Origin of the sequence: Paraburkholderia sp. MM5482-R2 (assembly GCF_050436125.1) — a bacterium.
GTDB lineage: Bacteria > Pseudomonadota > Gammaproteobacteria > Burkholderiales > Burkholderiaceae > Paraburkholderia > Paraburkholderia tuberum.
The window spans coordinates 331,598-347,213 of sequence record NZ_JBNDLP010000003.1 but is presented as its reverse complement, the minus strand read 5'-3'; the positions used below and the strand labels follow the sequence as shown (position 1 = coordinate 347,213).

Annotated in this window: 13 protein-coding genes and 1 pseudogene; 4 read left to right on the top strand and 10 right to left on the bottom strand. The window is 64.6% G+C overall.

Annotated elements, in window-relative coordinates; all coding sequences use genetic code 11:
• Window positions 1-45: 45 nt before the first annotated feature.
• Window positions 46-2,202: a phosphocholine-specific phospholipase C gene (locus tag OKW37_RS23695; RefSeq protein ID WP_429403933.1), complete on the top strand. Its 2,157-nt coding sequence runs from the start codon at window positions 46-48 to the stop codon at window positions 2,200-2,202.
• Window positions 2,203-2,311: 109 nt separating this feature from the next.
• On the opposite strand, the gene OKW37_RS23690 is transcribed toward OKW37_RS23695, so the two are convergent.
• The 3 genes from OKW37_RS23690 to OKW37_RS23680 all read right to left on the bottom strand — a co-directional run bounded on the left by OKW37_RS23690 (window position 2,312) and on the right by OKW37_RS23680 (window position 5,407).
• Complete coding sequence (locus OKW37_RS23690) at window positions 2,312-3,229, bottom strand: dihydrodipicolinate synthase family protein (protein ID WP_429403932.1); 918 nt, start codon at window positions 3,227-3,229, stop codon at window positions 2,312-2,314.
• A gap of 257 nt (window positions 3,230-3,486) precedes the next feature.
• The gene (locus OKW37_RS23685; RefSeq protein ID WP_429403931.1) at window positions 3,487-4,602 is read right to left on the bottom strand and encodes a succinylglutamate desuccinylase/aspartoacylase family protein; all 1,116 of its coding nucleotides are present in this window, start codon (window positions 4,600-4,602) and stop codon (window positions 3,487-3,489) included.
• Window positions 4,603-4,639: 37 nt separating this feature from the next.
• Window positions 4,640-5,407, bottom strand: coding sequence for a transporter substrate-binding domain-containing protein (locus OKW37_RS23680; protein WP_184057858.1), 768 nt, complete (start codon window positions 5,405-5,407; stop codon window positions 4,640-4,642).
• 114 nt (window positions 5,408-5,521) lie between these two features.
• Between OKW37_RS23680 and OKW37_RS23675 the strand changes: the two genes are divergently transcribed.
• Complete coding sequence (locus OKW37_RS23675) at window positions 5,522-6,442, top strand: LysR substrate-binding domain-containing protein (RefSeq protein ID WP_184057856.1); 921 nt, start codon at window positions 5,522-5,524, stop codon at window positions 6,440-6,442.
• Window positions 6,443-6,478: 36 nt separating this feature from the next.
• Here OKW37_RS23675 and lysA read toward each other — a convergent pair.
• Window positions 6,479-7,735, bottom strand: a pseudogene (gene lysA / locus OKW37_RS23670) (diaminopimelate decarboxylase).
• Between the two features lie 120 nt (window positions 7,736-7,855).
• On the opposite strand from lysA, the gene OKW37_RS23665 reads away from it, so the two are divergent.
• On the top strand, window positions 7,856-8,794 hold the full coding sequence (locus OKW37_RS23665; protein ID WP_429403930.1) for a LysR family transcriptional regulator: 939 nt from the start codon (window positions 7,856-7,858) through the stop codon (window positions 8,792-8,794).
• Between the two features lie 229 nt (window positions 8,795-9,023).
• Window positions 9,024-9,878 (top strand): oxidoreductase, encoded by an 855-nt coding sequence (locus tag OKW37_RS23660; RefSeq protein ID WP_429403929.1) that lies wholly within the window; start codon window positions 9,024-9,026, stop codon window positions 9,876-9,878.
• Window positions 9,879-9,911: 33 nt separating this feature from the next.
• On the opposite strand, the gene OKW37_RS23655 is transcribed toward OKW37_RS23660, so the two are convergent.
• The 6 genes from OKW37_RS23655 to OKW37_RS23630 all read right to left on the bottom strand — a co-directional run bounded on the left by OKW37_RS23655 (window position 9,912) and on the right by OKW37_RS23630 (window position 15,574).
• On the bottom strand, window positions 9,912-10,346 hold the full coding sequence (locus OKW37_RS23655) for a rubredoxin (RefSeq protein ID WP_429403928.1): 435 nt from the start codon (window positions 10,344-10,346) through the stop codon (window positions 9,912-9,914).
• Window positions 10,347-10,416: 70 nt separating this feature from the next.
• Window positions 10,417-10,542, bottom strand: coding sequence for a hypothetical protein (locus tag OKW37_RS23650; protein ID WP_260327592.1), 126 nt, complete (start codon window positions 10,540-10,542; stop codon window positions 10,417-10,419).
• Window positions 10,543-10,766: 224 nt separating this feature from the next.
• On the bottom strand, window positions 10,767-11,957 hold the full coding sequence (locus tag OKW37_RS23645) for a Rieske 2Fe-2S domain-containing protein (RefSeq protein ID WP_429403927.1): 1,191 nt from the start codon (window positions 11,955-11,957) through the stop codon (window positions 10,767-10,769).
• A gap of 214 nt (window positions 11,958-12,171) precedes the next feature.
• Window positions 12,172-13,623, bottom strand: a complete 1,452-nt coding sequence (locus OKW37_RS23640; RefSeq protein ID WP_429403926.1) for a glycosyltransferase family 2 protein — start codon at window positions 13,621-13,623, stop codon at window positions 12,172-12,174.
• Window positions 13,624-13,702: 79 nt separating this feature from the next.
• Window positions 13,703-14,302: a cytochrome b gene (locus tag OKW37_RS23635; protein WP_429403925.1), complete on the bottom strand. Its 600-nt coding sequence runs from the start codon at window positions 14,300-14,302 to the stop codon at window positions 13,703-13,705.
• A 357-nt stretch (window positions 14,303-14,659) separates the two neighbouring features.
• On the bottom strand, window positions 14,660-15,574 hold the full coding sequence (locus tag OKW37_RS23630) for a LysR substrate-binding domain-containing protein (RefSeq protein ID WP_184057824.1): 915 nt from the start codon (window positions 15,572-15,574) through the stop codon (window positions 14,660-14,662).
• Window positions 15,575-15,616: the final 42 nt, after the last annotated feature.

The window sequence follows — 15,616 nt, the reverse complement described above, 5'->3', positions numbered from 1 at the left end:
ACGCTCACGCGCGCTACTCTTCCCCTACGCAGAAGGTGATATTCGATGACATCAACTAGCCGTCGCCGTTTCCTGCAAACCGTGGCTTCATCCGCGGGCGCCGCCGCCGCGATGACCGCATTGCCCGAGTCGATCCGCAACGCGCTCGCCGTGCCCGCGTTTTCGCGCACGGGCACGATTCGCGATGTCGAGCACATCGTCGTGTTCATGCAGGAGAACCGCTCGTTCGACCACTACTTCGGCCATCTGCGCGGCGTGCGCGGCTATAACGACCGCTTCCCGATTCCGCTGCCGAGCGGCCTGCCGGTGTGGAATCAGCCGTCCAAGGAAGACCCGACCAAGCCGGTGCTGCCGTTCCATCTGGACACCGCGACGACGAGCGCGCAATGCGTCGGCGATCTCGATCACTCGTGGTACAAGACCCAGTACGCGATCGACGGCGGCCGCTACGACCAGTGGCCCGCCAACAAGACCGACATGACGATGGGCTACCACCTGCGTAGCGACATCCCGTTCCACTACGCGCTCGCCGACGCCTTCACGATCTGCGATGCGTACTTCTGCTCGTTGCCGGGACCGACGCACCCGAACCGCGCGTATCTGATGACCGGCATGGTCGACCCGACCGGCACGATGGGCGGCCCGCTGCTCGACAACAACGACTGGGTCGACGGCGACGGTCCGCCGAACTATCAGTTGCTGTCGTGGACCACGTATCCGGAGCGTCTGCAGGCCGCGGGCATTTCGTGGCAGATCTATCAGCAGGGCACGTCGGGCGCCGATCCGCTGAATGGCAATTACGGCACCAACATCCTGCAGAACTTCACGAACTTCATCAACGCGCAGCCGGGTTCGCCGCTCTACGAGCGCGCGCAAACCGTGCGCACGATCGACGACCTGAAAGCCGACGTGCTCGCGAACCAGCTGCCGCAGGTGTCGTGGCTGTGCCCGCCGGCCGCCTACTCGGAGCATCCGAGCTACACGCCCGCGTACGGCGCCGAATACACATCGCAGATTCTCGACGCCCTGACGTCGAACCCCGAGGTGTGGAGCAAGACCGTGCTCTTCATCATGTACGACGAGAACGACGGCTTCTTCGATCACCTCGTGCCGCCGCAGCCGCCGACGACCTCCACCCAGGGCAAGTCGACGGTGACGACCGACGGCGAGATCCACAATGTCGTCAATCCGCTGCGCGGCGGCAGCTACACCGCCGACGGCTATCCGTACGGCCTCGGCCCGCGCGTGCCGATGACGATCGTGTCGCCGTGGACCAAGGGCGGCTTCGTGTGCTCGCAGGTGTTCGATCACACGTCGGTGATCCGCTTCATCGAAACGCGCTTCGGCGTGCATGAGCCGAACATCACGGCATGGCGTCGCGCGGTATGCGGCGACCTGACCACCGCATTCGACTTCCGCACGCCGGATGCGAAGATGCCGTCGCTTCCGGACACCAGCAACTACATGAGCATGGCCGACAACCAATGCAAGACGCAACCGAAGCCGACCGTGCCGACGACGCCGACTCCGGTCGATGCGCAGGAAGCGGGCATCCGTTTCGCGCGCGCGTTGCCGTACGAACTGCATGTGAACGGCGCGGCGAACGCGGGCAACGACACGTTCGAAATCACGATCGGCAACACCGGCGACCAGGGCGCGCACTTCTACGTGTACGCGACGAATCGCACCGACGGTCCGTGGCGCTACACGGTCGAAGCGGGCAAGTCGCTCAGCGACACGTTCGACCTGAGCACGACGAACGGCGTGTATGCATTCGACGTGTTCGGCCCGAACGGCTTCGTGCGCAAGTTCGCGGGCAACACCCAGGCGAGCACGCAAAGCACGCAGAATGGCCATGGCAACGGTCATGCCGACAACCATCCGGCGCGGCCTGAAGTGACCGTGCAATACGACGTCGCGAATGGCAACGCGTTCCTGAAGTTCACCAACAGCGGCGGCGGCATCGCGCATCTGACGGTGATCGACAACGCGTACGGCGCGCGCCCGCGCACCGTGGTCGTGCCGGCCAATGCGCGTATCGAAGAAGGCTGGGTGCTTGCGTCGAGCCATCACTGGTACGACCTGACGGTGACGAGCAGTGACGACGCGAGCTTCTCGCGCCGCTTTGCCGGTCACGTCGAGAACGGCCGGCCGAGTATCAGCGATCCGGCTGCGGTTGCGCCGGTGCTGAGCGCGAGTTGAGGCAACCACCGCCAGCCCCGCTTACTTGCGGCCTGATTCGGCTTCCTGTCCCGCCTAAGTGGCGGACAGGGTGCCGATGTTTTTTAAGGCTCGTATTGAAACGCGGTGCTTAGAGGCCGACGTCCGGCAGTGCCGGACGGGTGGCGAGCGCCTTGGCGACGATGTCTTTGACTTCGGCGAGCGCGCCGCCTTGCAGCGCGAGACGCGGCGGACGCGTGACGGCGCTGCCGCGGCCGAGCAGTTCCTCGCACAGCTTGATGCATTGCACGAGGTCGGGGCGCGCGTCGAGGTGCAACAGCGGCATGAACCAGCGGTACAGCGACAGCGCTTCATCGAAACGCTTCTGCGTGGCGAGGCGGAACAGCGTCTCGCCCTCCTTCGGGAACGCGTTCGACATGCCCGACACCCACCCTTGCGCACCGACCGCGATGCTTTCGACGACGACGTCGTCGAGGCCGGCGAACAGCACGAAGCGGTCGCCCACCGCGTTGCGCAGATCGATGAAGCGTCGCGTATCGCCCGACGAATCCTTGAAGCAGACGATGTTCTCGCAGTCCTGCAGTGCGATCAGCACGTCCGGCGTGACGTCGTTCTTGTAGATCGGCGGGTTGTTGTAGATCATCACCGGCAGATCGGTGCTGGTCGCGACCGAGCGGAAATGCGCGGCAGTTTCGTGCGGCTTCGCGGAATAGACGAGCGCCGGCATGACCATCACGCCGTCGACGCCGACACGCGCGGCTTCACGCACCGTCTGCCGCGCGAACTCGGTCGTGAACTCGGCGACACCCGCGACGACCGGCACCTTGCCGCCAGCCGCGTCGCGCGCGGCCTCGATCACCTGCAGTTTTTCCGACGTGCTCAGCGAGGTGTTTTCGCCAACCGTGCCGCAGACCACCAGACCCGACACCCCGTCCTTGACGAGATTGCTGACCACGCGGTGCGTCGCGTCGATGTCGAGCGAAAAATCCGGCTTGAACTGGGTGCTGACGGCGGGAAACACCCCGCTCCATTGGATAGCCTTGCTCACTTTGTCCGTCTCCTTCAAAAAGCCGGCCGCGCCGACACACGTTGAGTATGACGACGAGTATCGGCCTTTATGCCAAGGCGGGCTTGGGCTTTTTCGTGGCTGAAAGAGATTAAATCCGCACAACAGGCGAGGCGCCGGATCGCCGGCCGGGCGGAGCCGGCTACTTCGCAGCAAGGCGGCTGAGGCGCACGTCGGCACCGTCGCGTGAGGCGCCGAGACGGCCGCTGGATGCCGAGTCCGGCATAGCCGCTACGCGCTCAGGCGCCCAGCAACACGCCCGTTCGGATCGGCCGCGTGCCGGTCACGCGACCGAGCGGCGCACCGGCCGTCACGAAACGGATCGCGCGCCGCATGTACAGCACCCCTTCGGTCTGGCTCGCGATCGTGGTCGTCTCGTCGGTCAGCGGATCGACGATATCGAACAGCGGCTGGCCGACGCGGATCTTCTCGCCGATCTTCGCGCGGTGCACGAGAATCCCGCTCACCGGCGCATAGAACTGCTCGCTGCCCGCGAGCGGCGTCGCCGGCGACAGCAGCGGCGGCAACGGCTTGACTTCGCCTCGAATCGCGCCGCGCCACACCAGATAGTCGACGAGCGCGTCGGCATCCTGCTGCGCGACTTCATACGACACGTCGCGCTGGCCGCGGCATTCGACCGTCACCGCGATCGAGCCGGTCGGCACCGGCTTGCTCGCCGGCATCTGCTGCTGCAACGTCCACCACAGCAGGCTGTGGGTTTCGTCGAACGCGCCGCCGCCCGAATCGGTCGCGAGCAACGACGCCTCTGCACCGAGATAGCGCGACAGCGGCTCGAACTCGGCCCAAGCGGATTCGCTCGTGTACACATGCATCGCCGCTTCGAGCGAGCAATGCAGATCGATCACGACGTCCGCGTCGCACGACAACTTCAAGAGCGCCAGTTGCAGCGACTCGAATTCGGTCAGCGGCTTCTGTTGCGCGAGTTCGGCCGCGAGCAGCTCGCGCACGATGCGGCGGTTCTGGTTCGCGTCGGCGCCGAGCGCCTCTTTCGCTTTCGCGACAAGCTTTGCGAACTGCACGAAATGCCGGTTGAAGTTCTTGCCACTGCCGAGATCGAAGCGGCCGATGAACTGCCCGAGCACGTATTGACTGAGCCCGACCGGATTCGACACCGGCACGAGTACGATTTGAGCGCTCAGCGCGCCGGCTTCCTCGAGCTCACGCAGACGCCGCTTCAGCAGCACCGTGGTCAGCATCGCGGGCGTTTCGTCGGCATGCAGCGACGCCTGGATGTAGATCTTCTGCCCGCTATTGGCCGGGCCGAAATGAAACGACACCAGTTCGCGGTGCGTGCCGATGGCTGGCGACACAAGCGGAATCGATTGCCTGTTCATGAATGGAAAGCCGTGAAGATAATGTTGGAAATCTGGATCAATTGCCGTACGGATCGAAGTCGAAGTACTTCTTCGCGATCTGCGCATAGGTGCCGTCTTTGCGCATCGACGCGATCGCCGCGTTGATCGATGCCTGCACCGCGGTTTCGTCCTTGCGCAAGCCGATGCCGACGCCGCGATCTCCCATCGAAAGCGGCTCGCCGACAAACGCGAAGCCCTTGCCCGCGGGCGTGCGCAGGAAGCCGTAATCGGCCTCGACGGTGCCGAGCAACGCGCCGTCGAGCCGGCCGTTCTGCAGATCGGCGAACACCTCGTCCTGGCTCTTGTAGGCGACCACGTTCGCGCCGAGCGGCGTCCAGTTCTTCAGCGCGTAGCTCTCGAACTGGGTGCCCGACTGCACGCCGATCTGCTTGCCGGCAAGTCCGCTCGCCGTAGGCGCGAGCGACGAGCCTTGCCGCGCGATCAGCCGCGACTTGAACTGGAACAGCTTCGACGAAAACAGAATCTGCTGCTCGCGCTTCTCGGTGATCGCCATCGACGACAGCACCGCGTCGATCTTGCGCGCCTGCAGCGCCGGAATCATGCCCGAAAACTCGAGTTCGACCCACTGACAATGCGCGTGGATGCGCCGGCAAATCTCGTTGCCGAGATCGACGTCGAAGCCCTTCAGGCTGCCATCGGGCGCCTTCGAGTCCATCGGCGGATAGGTCGGATCGATGCCGAGGCGCAACGTGGTGGCATCAGCGGCGAACGCGCCGCTGCTGAAAGCCAGCGCGGCGCAGAGAGTCATCAGTGGAGTTTTCATGGAAGGCGACGATGAGCGGATCAGGACAGCGTGATCGTAAGCCGCTGTGGCGCCTCAAAGAAGTCACATTCGGACTATCATGATCACTTTTACCGATCAGCAAACCCTGTCGCCATGGCATTGACGATTTCCCAGCTGCGCGCGTTCACGGCGGTCGCCGAGCATGGCAGCATCCGCGCGGCGTCGCGCGCGCTCGGCATCGCGCAAAGCGGCATCACGCAGCAGTTGCAGAACCTCGAATCGATGCTCGGCGCGACGCTGTTCACGCGCACGAATCGCGGCATTGCGCTGACCGCGCTGGGCCAGCGGCTGCTGCAGCGGGCCGGCGCGATCCTCGGTGAATGCGAGCGTGCCGAGGAGGACGTGCGGCAACTGCGCGGCGACTATGTGGGCGAGGTCACGTTCGGCATGACGACAGAGCCGCTCGTCGACGCGTTCGCGCCCGTGTTGATGGAATTTCGTGCGCGCTTCGAGCGCGTCGCCGTGCATCTGCGCACGGGCACGTCGCGCATGATGATTTCGTGGATCCGCGAAGGCACGCTCGATTTCGCTGTCGCGCTCGTATCGAAGCAGACCGACACCGCCGATCTGTCGGTCACGCCGCTCTATCCGTCCGACCCGGTGATCGTGTGCCGGCGCGGTCATCCGAAGGCGCGCGCGAAGTCGCTCGCCGAACTCGTCGATTGCACGTGGGTGACGACGCGCTCGCCGAATCTGACCGAGGAGCCGCACGTCAACCGGTTGAGCCATCTGTTCGATAGCTACGGCTTGCCGCCGCCGAAGATCGTCGCGACCGTCGAGGGCTTGTACGAGACGCTGCACCTGGTAGCCGCGACTGATTGCCTGTCGCTCGAATCATCGGTCATCGCGAAGCGCGGGCCGTTCGCGGACGTGCTGACGACGATCCCCGTGCGCGAGCGCGCGTTGCAGCAGAACGTCTGTCTGCTGCAACGCGCCGCGATTCCGCTGACCCCAGCCGCGCAGGAGTTCGCGACGATGATCGCGTCGTACACGCGCGCGGTGCGGGCGCATTGAGCGTTGAGCGTTGAGTGTTGAGCTCCAATGCGCCGCTCAAGCCGCCGTTGCTTCGAGCGCTATCAATTCTTCGACGCGCTGCCTGCGCCGGATCAGCCGCGCGTTGCCGCGCTCGATCAGCACCTCGGGCGCGAGCGGCCGGCTGTTGTAGTTCGATGACATCGACGCGCCGTACGCGCCTGTGTCATGGAACACGAGCAGGTCGCCCACTCGAGGCGCGGGCATCGACCGGCTCGTGACGACACCGCCTTGCGCCTGCGTGAACACGTCGCCGGCTTCGCACAGTGGCCCCGCCACGCTGAACGAGCCGGCCGGCGCATCGCTCGGCGTGCCGTTGCGCCGAAGCACGCTGATCTCGTGATAACTGCCGTAGTACGACGGCCGCACCAGGTCGTTGAAGCCCGCATCGAGCAACGCGAATTGCCGCGACGGCCGCCGGTTCAGCGCGTGCACTTCGGCGACGAGTACACCTGCCTGCGCGACCAGAAAGCGCCCCGGTTCGATTTCGAGTCGCACGCGATGCCCGACGCGTGCTTCGATGCGGCGCCGCGCGTCGTCCCACAGCCGGAAATAATGCGCGGTATCGACACTCAGCTCACCATCGCGATACGGCACCGACAAACCACCACCCGCGGAAATCGCCTCGATATCCTGATCGAGTTGCGACACCGCATCGACCATCGCATCGCACACTTTCGCGAGATGCGCGTAATCGACACCCGAGCCGATATGCATATGCAGCCCGACGAGCTTCAGCCGATAGCGCCGCACCAGTTCGAGCGCGCGTGGCAGGTCATCGCGCCAGATGCCGTGCTTGCTGTGCTCGCCGCCTGTGTTGGTCTTGCTGCTGTGGCCGTGACCGAAGCCGGGATTGATCCGCAGCTACACGCGATGGCCTTCGCTCGCGTGTCTCCCGAGCCGTTCGAGCATGTCGGGCGAGCCGGCGTTGACCGTGATTCGCTCGTCGAGCACGGTGGCCAGCGTCGCGTGGTCGAGCACGTCGGCGGTGAAGACGACGCCTTCGGGCCCACCGGTCGATGCGGGTTGAGCCGCATAACCCGCGGCAAAACTGCGCGCGAGTTCACCCAAAGAGACCGCATCGACCATCACGCCTTCGTCGCGCATCAGCTTCAGGATGTGCACGTTCGAACAGGCCTTCTGCGCGTAGCGGATCGTGTCGAAACTGCGCAACTGCGCGATGCGCTGGCGGATCGTGTCGGCGTCATAGACCCATAGCGGCGTGCCGTGCTGGCGCGCGAGGTCGGCGAGTTGACGGGAGTCGAATGGCGTCATGGTCGGTTGCATGTCGAAGCTTTGCGAAAGCGATAGCCGACATGATGATCCGTGGCGATCATTCAGTAAAATACCAATCTATTGCTCGCCTATTCACTTTTGATATAGCACGGACCCACCATGGCGCTCACGCACCGGCACATCGAAATCTTCCGCGCGCTGATGACGGCCGGCAGCGTGACCAAGGCAGCCGAGATGCTGTTCACGTCGCAGCCCACCGTAAGCCGCGAACTTGCGCGCATGGAACAGAGCATCGGCTTCGCGTTGTTCGAGCGAGTGCAGGGCCGGCTGCGTCCCACGCAATCCGCGCTGACGCTGTTCGACGAGATCAAGCGCGCGTATGTCGGGCTCGAACGCGTCGCGTCGACGGCGGCCGCGCTGCGCGAATTCAAGGGTGGCCAGCTGTCCGTGATCGCGCTGCCGGTGTTTTCGCATTCGATCCTGCCGGGCGCCGTCAAACGCTTTCACGATGTGCAGCCGGGCGTCAGCGTATCGATCGCGACGCAGGAGTCGCCGTTTCTCGAAGAATGGCTGAGCGCGCAGCGCTGCGACCTCGGCCTCACCGAGCACGACGCGCCGCCGCCCGGCACGCGGCTCACGCCGCTCATCGCCGTCGATGAAGTGTGTGTGCTGCCCGACGCTCACCCGCTGCTCGCGAAACGCGTGATCGCATTGAAAGATTTCGCCGATCAGGCGTTCATCAGCCTGTCCGCGAACGATCCATACCGGCTGCAAATCGACGAAGCGTTCGCGCGAGCCGGCATCGCGCGCCGCCTGCTGATCGAAACGCCGACCGCGGTGTCCGTGTGCAGCTTCGTGCGGCAAGGGCTCGGCATTGCGATCGTCAATCCGCTGACCGCGCTCGATTTCGCGGGCCACAATCTGCATATCCGGCCGCTCGCGTCGTCGCTGCCGTTTCGCGTCAGCGTGATCCGTCCCGAGCACCGGCCCGCGCATCCGCTCGCGGACGCGTTCGTCGGCGCGCTGCAAAGCGAAGCCGCCGCGCTGCGGCTACAATTGAAGCGCCACACCAGCCCCAAGCGGTCATCGCATTCATAGCAGTCACGGCGGCGTCCCCGCTTCATCACCGGGCGAATCCGCGCAGCGCCACGCGCGTTCGCGCGGGGCCACCGCCCGAACCGTTCGCCGCGCGAACCGGGCACGCTTCGAGCTGACATCACCCGCATACCGATTACCGACGCGCCGCGCGTCTGCGCCGCATCGGGGCGCCGTTGTTAGCGCCGTTTCCCAGTCTTCACGTCATAGACCCTCAACAGGAGTGTTCCAAATGATGAATCGAGACAATCCCGTCTGGCTGATCACAGGCTGTTCCACCGGCTTCGGCCGCGAGCTCGCGAAGCTCGTGCTCGAACGCGGCTGGCGCGCGGTCGTCACCGCGCGCGATGCATCGAAAGTGAAGGACATCGCAGAGGGGCACGGCGAGCGCGCGCTGGTGCTGCCGCTCGACGTGACCAATCGCGCGCAGATAGAAACCGTGGTCGCGCAGGCGAAGCGCCATTTCGGCCGCGTCGACGCGCTCGTCAACAACGCGGGCTACGGTTATCTGGCCGCGATCGAGGAAGGCGAGGACAGCGAAGTCCGCGCGATGTTCGAGACCAACGTGTTCGGCCTCGTCGACATCACGAAGGCCGTGCTGCCGATCATGCGTGAGCAGCGCAGCGGTTTGATCGTCAACGTGTCGTCGATTGGCGGGATTGCGAGTTTCGCGGCGACCGGCTACTACCATGCGACGAAGTACGCAGTGGAAGGGCTGTCGGAATCGCTCGCGCTGGAAGTGAAACCACTCGGCATCGGCGTGCTGATCGTCGAGCCTGGGCCGTTTCGCACCAACTGGGCGGGTCCGTCGATCAAGCAGTCGGCAACGTTGATCGACGACTATGCGTCGACCGCCGGCGAGCGCCGCAAGCAGACCGAAGCGCGCAGCGGCAAGCAGGCCGGCGACCCGGTGCGCGCCGCGCAGGCGATCATCGATGCGGCGTTGTCGGACGCGCCGCCGCTGCGTCTGCTGCTCGGCAAGACCGCGCTCGATCTCGCGTACAGGAAGCTCGACTTTCTGCGCGGCGATTTCGACACCTGGCGAGCGACGAGCGAGGGGGCGGATTATCCGGAAGGGACGGCGTAGAGCGGGTTTATCAGCCGAGCCTCGGCCCGCCGCTTAAAACTCCACCAGCGCAAAATCTTCCTTGCCCACATCGCACAGCGGGCAGCGCCAGTCGGCCGGCACATCGGCCCAGCGCGTGCCCGGCGCGATGCCCTCTTCCGGCACGCCGGCGGCTTCGTCGTAGACCCAGCCGCAGATCACGCAGACCCATTGCTTGAAGTCGTCGGCTGTGGCGACGTTCACGGCCGACGGCGCATCGGGCGTACCGGTCGCAGCGGCATCCGCCGCGCACGTGCGCGCCGTCGCATCGAGGCTCACGACGAGCGGCGCGACCGTGCCGCTACCGGTTCCCGCGAGCCGCGCCTTCAGGCTGTCGAGCAGGCGCTGCGCTTCGTCGCGGGTCAGATCGATCCAGTACGGATCGCCGGCGCCGTCGTTGAGCCGCTCGGGGGAAAACTGGATTTCTACGGCTACGCCCTTCTTGTACATGGCAATCAAAAATCTCGAGAAAGCCGGCGTCGCGCCGGCATATGGCCGCCCGCGCGACGCGGGCGCTGCTTCAGTGCGCGTGGACCAGCAGATTCAGCGCGATCGAGGCGATCAGGCCAGCGGCGCCGATCAGGCCAAGCAACTGCAGCAGAGTGAGGGATTTACGCGAGTTGGTGGGGGTTTGTTGCGTGGTCACGAGCGAGCTTGAAGTTCGGAAAAAGCGCAATGGTACACGGGTGCGGACGCGACGAATGTCGATTGGCGCAAACTCGCGCGCAATCAAAGTACCGGGCGATATTATCGCCGCTCGCGCGCCGCGCATTGTCTACCGTGGGGAGATGGATTAATTCCAGGCGAGGGGGAAAGCCGTGGCGGGACGGGGTGCGCGGCGCCGGTGAACACACCCGCGCCGCGCCGCGCTCAGGTCTTGGCGAGCGGATCGCCGTGACGCGAATCCCAGAAACGGATCACCGCCGTATCGCCGGTGCCCGCGCCGACCACCTGGTCCGGCGCGCCGCACTCGCGCAGCAGCGCGCGCAAGTCGTTGATGACCGGGAACACCTCGTGATTCCAGTCCGCTCCCTGCGAATCGTGGGCGCGCTGCTCCGCCTCGACGATCTCGCGATCCTCCTTGAAAATGCGCTCGGTGAACCACACCAGCAGCGGCCATGCGAGATTCATCACACCCGGAATGCCGGGCTTGCGGATCGACAGCAGCCCGAACGTTCGGTTGGTGCGCTGCTCGCGGTCGAGCGGCACATAGACGATCCACAGGTCCATCACCAGCGTCTGCTCGTCGTTGCGGATTTGCAGCGTCTGGAACGGGTATTCGGTGCGGATCGTCATGACGTCTTTGTCGCCGGAGCCACCGGTCTTGCGCCTCTCGCCGAACACCATCGCCTCGCCTAGCGGCTGCTGCCCCTCCATGCGCGCAAACGTGTAGTCGACCTCGACCCAGCCCTCACCGCGCCGCCGCCCGAGCGAACGCGCGCGCATGCGCCCCATCTGGCGGCGATGCAGGAACTGATGATTCATGTCCATCAGGTTCTCGTGCATGAACGAATAATGACACTTGACCGGACGGCCGAAACGACGCGTCTTGTACTTCGGGTCGGACACCGAGCGAAAGCCCGGCAACGGCCGCTCCTCCGCGAGCGCGGCGTCGCCGGGAAACACGAAGATCAGCCCCTCCACTTCCTGACACGGATACGAGCGCACACCGTTCGGTAGACGCTCGCGGCCGAGGTACGGCACGTCGATGCACTTGCCCGAGCAGTCGTAGGTCCAGCCGTGATAGCCGCAGCGAATCGATTCGCCGTCGACCACGCCCTGATGCAGCGGCACCTGCCGATGCGCGCAGCGATCTTCCAGCGCGAACACTTTGCCGCTCTCGGTGCGCGCGAGCACGATCGGATCGCCGGCGAAGGTCACGCCGAGCGTCTTGCCGCGCTTCACTTCATGCGACCACGCGAGTGGGTACCAGTAATCCGGATGAATGGCGACGCGGCGCAGATCGCGCACCGGCGCCTCGTGAGTGGCTTGAGCAGGCGCGGCAGCGAGCGTTGCGCCTGCGGATTCCTGGTCCTGTTCGAGCGGGGGAACTGCATGCATAGGTCAAGCCTCCGTGCACCAGCGGATGGAAGGTTGCCGCGCTGCATGGCAGTGCGGCATCTTCATCAGTCTACTTGATGCAGCCGTCGCATGGCACTTTCGCCGGCATGCGCGATGCATCGCAGCACACATTGCGCGGCAGCGCGCATCAGGATGAACGAGCTACCTTTACCACACCCGCCCTACAGAAACATTGACCTGCACTTCGAGCTGCTCAATCCTCGTCGACCGCGACGAGCCCGGAGCGCCGTTGCACGCCCCACGCGCGGCCGCCGCGCAGAAAATGCAGCCAGCCGAGCGCGGCGCCCAGATGACGCGCGAGCTGGAACGAGAACGGCTCCGCAACGGCCGCGAGCATCGCCATGCCGAGACTGTTGCCACTGCGCTCGCCGGTCCAGCGCCGGTAGAGATGGATGCTCCACAGGTAAAACGCCAGATCGATCGCCGTTTTCAGGCCGATCACGCTGAAGATCGACACGACGATCGCCCCGTGTCCGCCGAACAGAAAACCGAGTAGCAATGCGAATGCCGTGAGGCCGTAGATCGGCTGCATCGTGTCGACCGCCTTGACCGGCAGCATCAGCATGCCGAGCGTACCGTAGCGCCGATTGCCGGTCATGTCGCGGTTCCAGTACTGGGTCTGCAGGAAACCCGCGAACCAGCGGCGGCGCTGGCGCAGAAAGCTCGCGAGGGTGTCGGGCGCATCGGTGCGCGCATGCGCTTCGCCGACCACGCGCACGTCCCAGCCGAGCTCGTGATCCACCGAATAGCGGCGCAGCCGGTGAATCAGTTCGTAATCCTCGACCAGACACTGCGGATCGAAGCCGCCGACCGCGACGAGCGCATCGCGCCGGAACGACGCGAATGCGCCCGAGATCAGCAGCAGGCTGTCCGCGCGCATCCACGCGAAACGCGCGATGAAGTTGCGCATGTACTCGTAGGTCTGGAACCACTGGAACACGCGGCCCGACAGCGACTTGCCGCAGACCGGCACGAGAATGCCCGCTGCCGCGACGAGCGACGGCTCGCTCGCGAACGCGGCGCGCATCGCGTAGGTGGCGTCGTCGTCGAGCAGCGTGTCGGCGTCGACGGTCATCACGGTGTCGGTCGTCATCACGGTGATCGCGGCGTTCAGCGCGCGGGCCTTGCCGCCGTGCGGCACGCGCAGCCAGAACAGGTTCGGATGCAGCGAGCTCGGCGCGCTCAGCACGCCATCGGCGGCGGGCGTGAGGCCGAAGCGTTGCGTGAGCAGCTCGGCGGTGGCGTCGGTGGAGCCGTCGTCGGCGATCACGATCTGCGCGGGGCCGTGCGTTTGCCGCAGCAGCGCGGCGAGCGTGACCGGCAACACGGCCGCCTCGTTACGCGACGCGACGATGACACCCATGCCCGGCAACTCGCGCCGTTCGTGGTCGACTTCGAGCGGCGCCGCGCGGCGCCTGAGCGGCAACGACTTCCACGTGACGAACGCGAGCAGCAACGTGTCGTATGCGACATACGCAATACCGGTCGACCACGCGAGCGCGCCACGCAGAAAGAATGCTCGCGCGAACAGCAGTGCCCACAGCACGACGACGCTGGAATGGATCAGCGTGCTCGATAGCGTCGCGCGACGCGGCAGAATGCGCGGCGACGCGACAGCGAGTGCCTGTTCTAGGGTCTTCTTCAAGGTGAGTGTTTCAGGTTCAGCTGGGTTGCGGTTAGTTGGCGAAGCTGTGTTCGCGCGCCATCAAAAACACGCCGCGACTTCACGGCGTCATGCGCTTCAATACCGATTTGCGATCGAGCCACTCATGCTTGAGCGCGCCGCCGATATGCATCGCCAGCAACGCATAGAGCGCATAACCGAGCCACGCATGCAGCGCGCCGAAGCGATCGTGCAACGTCTCTTTCAGTGTCGGGTCGAGATGCATCACATAGCCGATGCGCGGCCATTGGAACAGGCCGAACCACTGCATCGGATGCGTGGCCGCGTCTTTCCACGCGGAATCGTGCAGCCAGCCGGACAGCGGCAACGCAATCATCAGCAAATACAGCGCGAAGTGCGCGAGGTGCGCGGCAATCTTTTCCCACGACGGAAACTCGCGCGGCAACGGCGGCGGCTTGTGCGACACGCGCCACAGGATGCGCAGCAGCGCGAGCCCGAGCACCGTGATGCCGATCGATTTGTGCGTGTCGATCACCGGACGCACCCAGTCGTCGGGCAGCGAATCGGCGGACAGAGCGAGCACGACATTGACGCACATCAGCAATGCGATCAGCCAGTGCAGCGTCATCGCGGTGCGCGTATAGCGCGGCGGGCGAGAGGCATCGGTCGAATCGGTCAGGGAATTCACTTGGGTGTTCATGGGGGTTCCGTTCGCGAGGGCGATGAATGCCGCGAAAGCTGTTTGAAAATCGACGCTACCGGTATCAGGCAAACGCCCAAGTGTGCCGTTTTATTCCGCAAAGCGCTTAACCTGCGTGTTTTAGTTTGTTTCGGGCTTCGGATGCACGACCCGCGCGCAAATCGCACTCGCATGGCTGCTTTTTAGCTGGTGTTTTGGCCCATGTTCTGGCTGGCGTCCCGCAGATCAGCGCGGGACTCGCGGCAGCATCGAGTTCACCTTGCGCTTGCGCGCGTTCGAGCCGTCGCTCGAACGCGGTGTCGAACGTGACCAGGCCAGGCGCGATGTAGCGATCAAGCGTGTCCGATTTCTATCCGATCAATTCGCCAGCGCCCTTTTGAGCGCCTTCTGGTCACGTTCGAGCTGCATTCTCATGTGCCGCATGAACTGCCTCGCGGTTTCCGTGAGTGGGGTACCAGGGCGAAACACCAGCACTCCTGTGAACATTACCTCGATGTCGATCGGCTTCACGACGAGTCCCCGCTCTGCGAAGTCCAACGTCACGAGCGGATGAGCGATTCCTATACCGACTCCCGCGAGCGCCAGTTCGCAGATCGTGTGCGAATACGGCGTCTCGACGACCGGTTTGAGACGGATTTCGCGTGCCGTGAGTTGCGTTTCCAGGCGTAGCCTGGTGCTGTCTTCGGGATTCAGCGCGATGAAAGGAAATTCAGGCAGGTCCGCAACAGCAATGACAGGACGCGTGGCCAAAGGATGATGCGAATTCATCACTGCGACAGCCCGCATACGCGCGAACACCGAGTGTTCGAGGCCGGCCATCGACATCTCGTCGGACATCAGGCCGAAATCCACCTGTCCAGCCGAGACCTTCTCATGCACTTCGCGCGAACTCATCACCTGTAGCGAAATTTGCACGTTTCTGGACGGGGCATCGAACGCCGCAATGACACGTGGCAGAAAGCCGGTGCCCAGTGCCGGCAGAGAGGCGATCGCCATGCGGCCCAATCCGTAGGACCGCAAACTACGGATTCGATGCTCGATGACCTCGAATCCGCGAAAGTACTGGTCAACCTCACGCATCAGGGCGACGGCTTCCTGGGTGGGAACGAGCCGGCTGCGTATCCGCTCGAACAGGCTGAAGTCCGCCATGGTTTCCAGACGCCTGATGGCCTGACTGACAGCCGGTTGCGAAATGCCGAGCAGGGCCGCCGCCTTGCTCGTGCTTCCTGCGTTCATGACCGCCCTGAACACTTCGATATCCCTGATCCGCATAACCTACACTTATTGAGCTAATTATTTCCGATGTTGATGCAA

Excerpts from the sequence above, each read along its gene's own strand:
- OKW37_RS23655 (WP_429403928.1), bottom strand. The coding sequence starts at position 10,346 with ATGTACAAGAAGGGCGTAGCCGTAGAAATCCAGTTTTCCCCCGAGCGG.
- OKW37_RS23675 (WP_184057856.1), top strand. The coding sequence starts at position 5,522 with ATGGCATTGACGATTTCCCAGCTGCGCGCGTTCACGGCGGTCGCCGAG.
- OKW37_RS23645 (WP_429403927.1), bottom strand. The coding sequence starts at position 11,957 with ATGCATGCAGTTCCCCCGCTCGAACAGGACCAGGAATCCGCAGGCGCA.
- OKW37_RS23695 (WP_429403933.1), top strand. The coding sequence starts at position 46 with ATGACATCAACTAGCCGTCGCCGTTTCCTGCAAACCGTGGCTTCATCC.
- OKW37_RS23685 (WP_429403931.1), bottom strand. The coding sequence starts at position 4,602 with ATGAACAGGCAATCGATTCCGCTTGTGTCGCCAGCCATCGGCACGCAC.
- OKW37_RS23665 (WP_429403930.1), top strand. The coding sequence starts at position 7,856 with ATGGCGCTCACGCACCGGCACATCGAAATCTTCCGCGCGCTGATGACG.
- OKW37_RS23660 (WP_429403929.1), top strand. The coding sequence starts at position 9,024 with ATGATGAATCGAGACAATCCCGTCTGGCTGATCACAGGCTGTTCCACC.
- OKW37_RS23680 (WP_184057858.1), bottom strand. The coding sequence starts at position 5,407 with ATGAAAACTCCACTGATGACTCTCTGCGCCGCGCTGGCTTTCAGCAGC.
- OKW37_RS23635 (WP_429403925.1), bottom strand. The coding sequence starts at position 14,302 with ATGAACACCCAAGTGAATTCCCTGACCGATTCGACCGATGCCTCTCGC.
- OKW37_RS23630 (WP_184057824.1), bottom strand. The coding sequence starts at position 15,574 with ATGCGGATCAGGGATATCGAAGTGTTCAGGGCGGTCATGAACGCAGGA.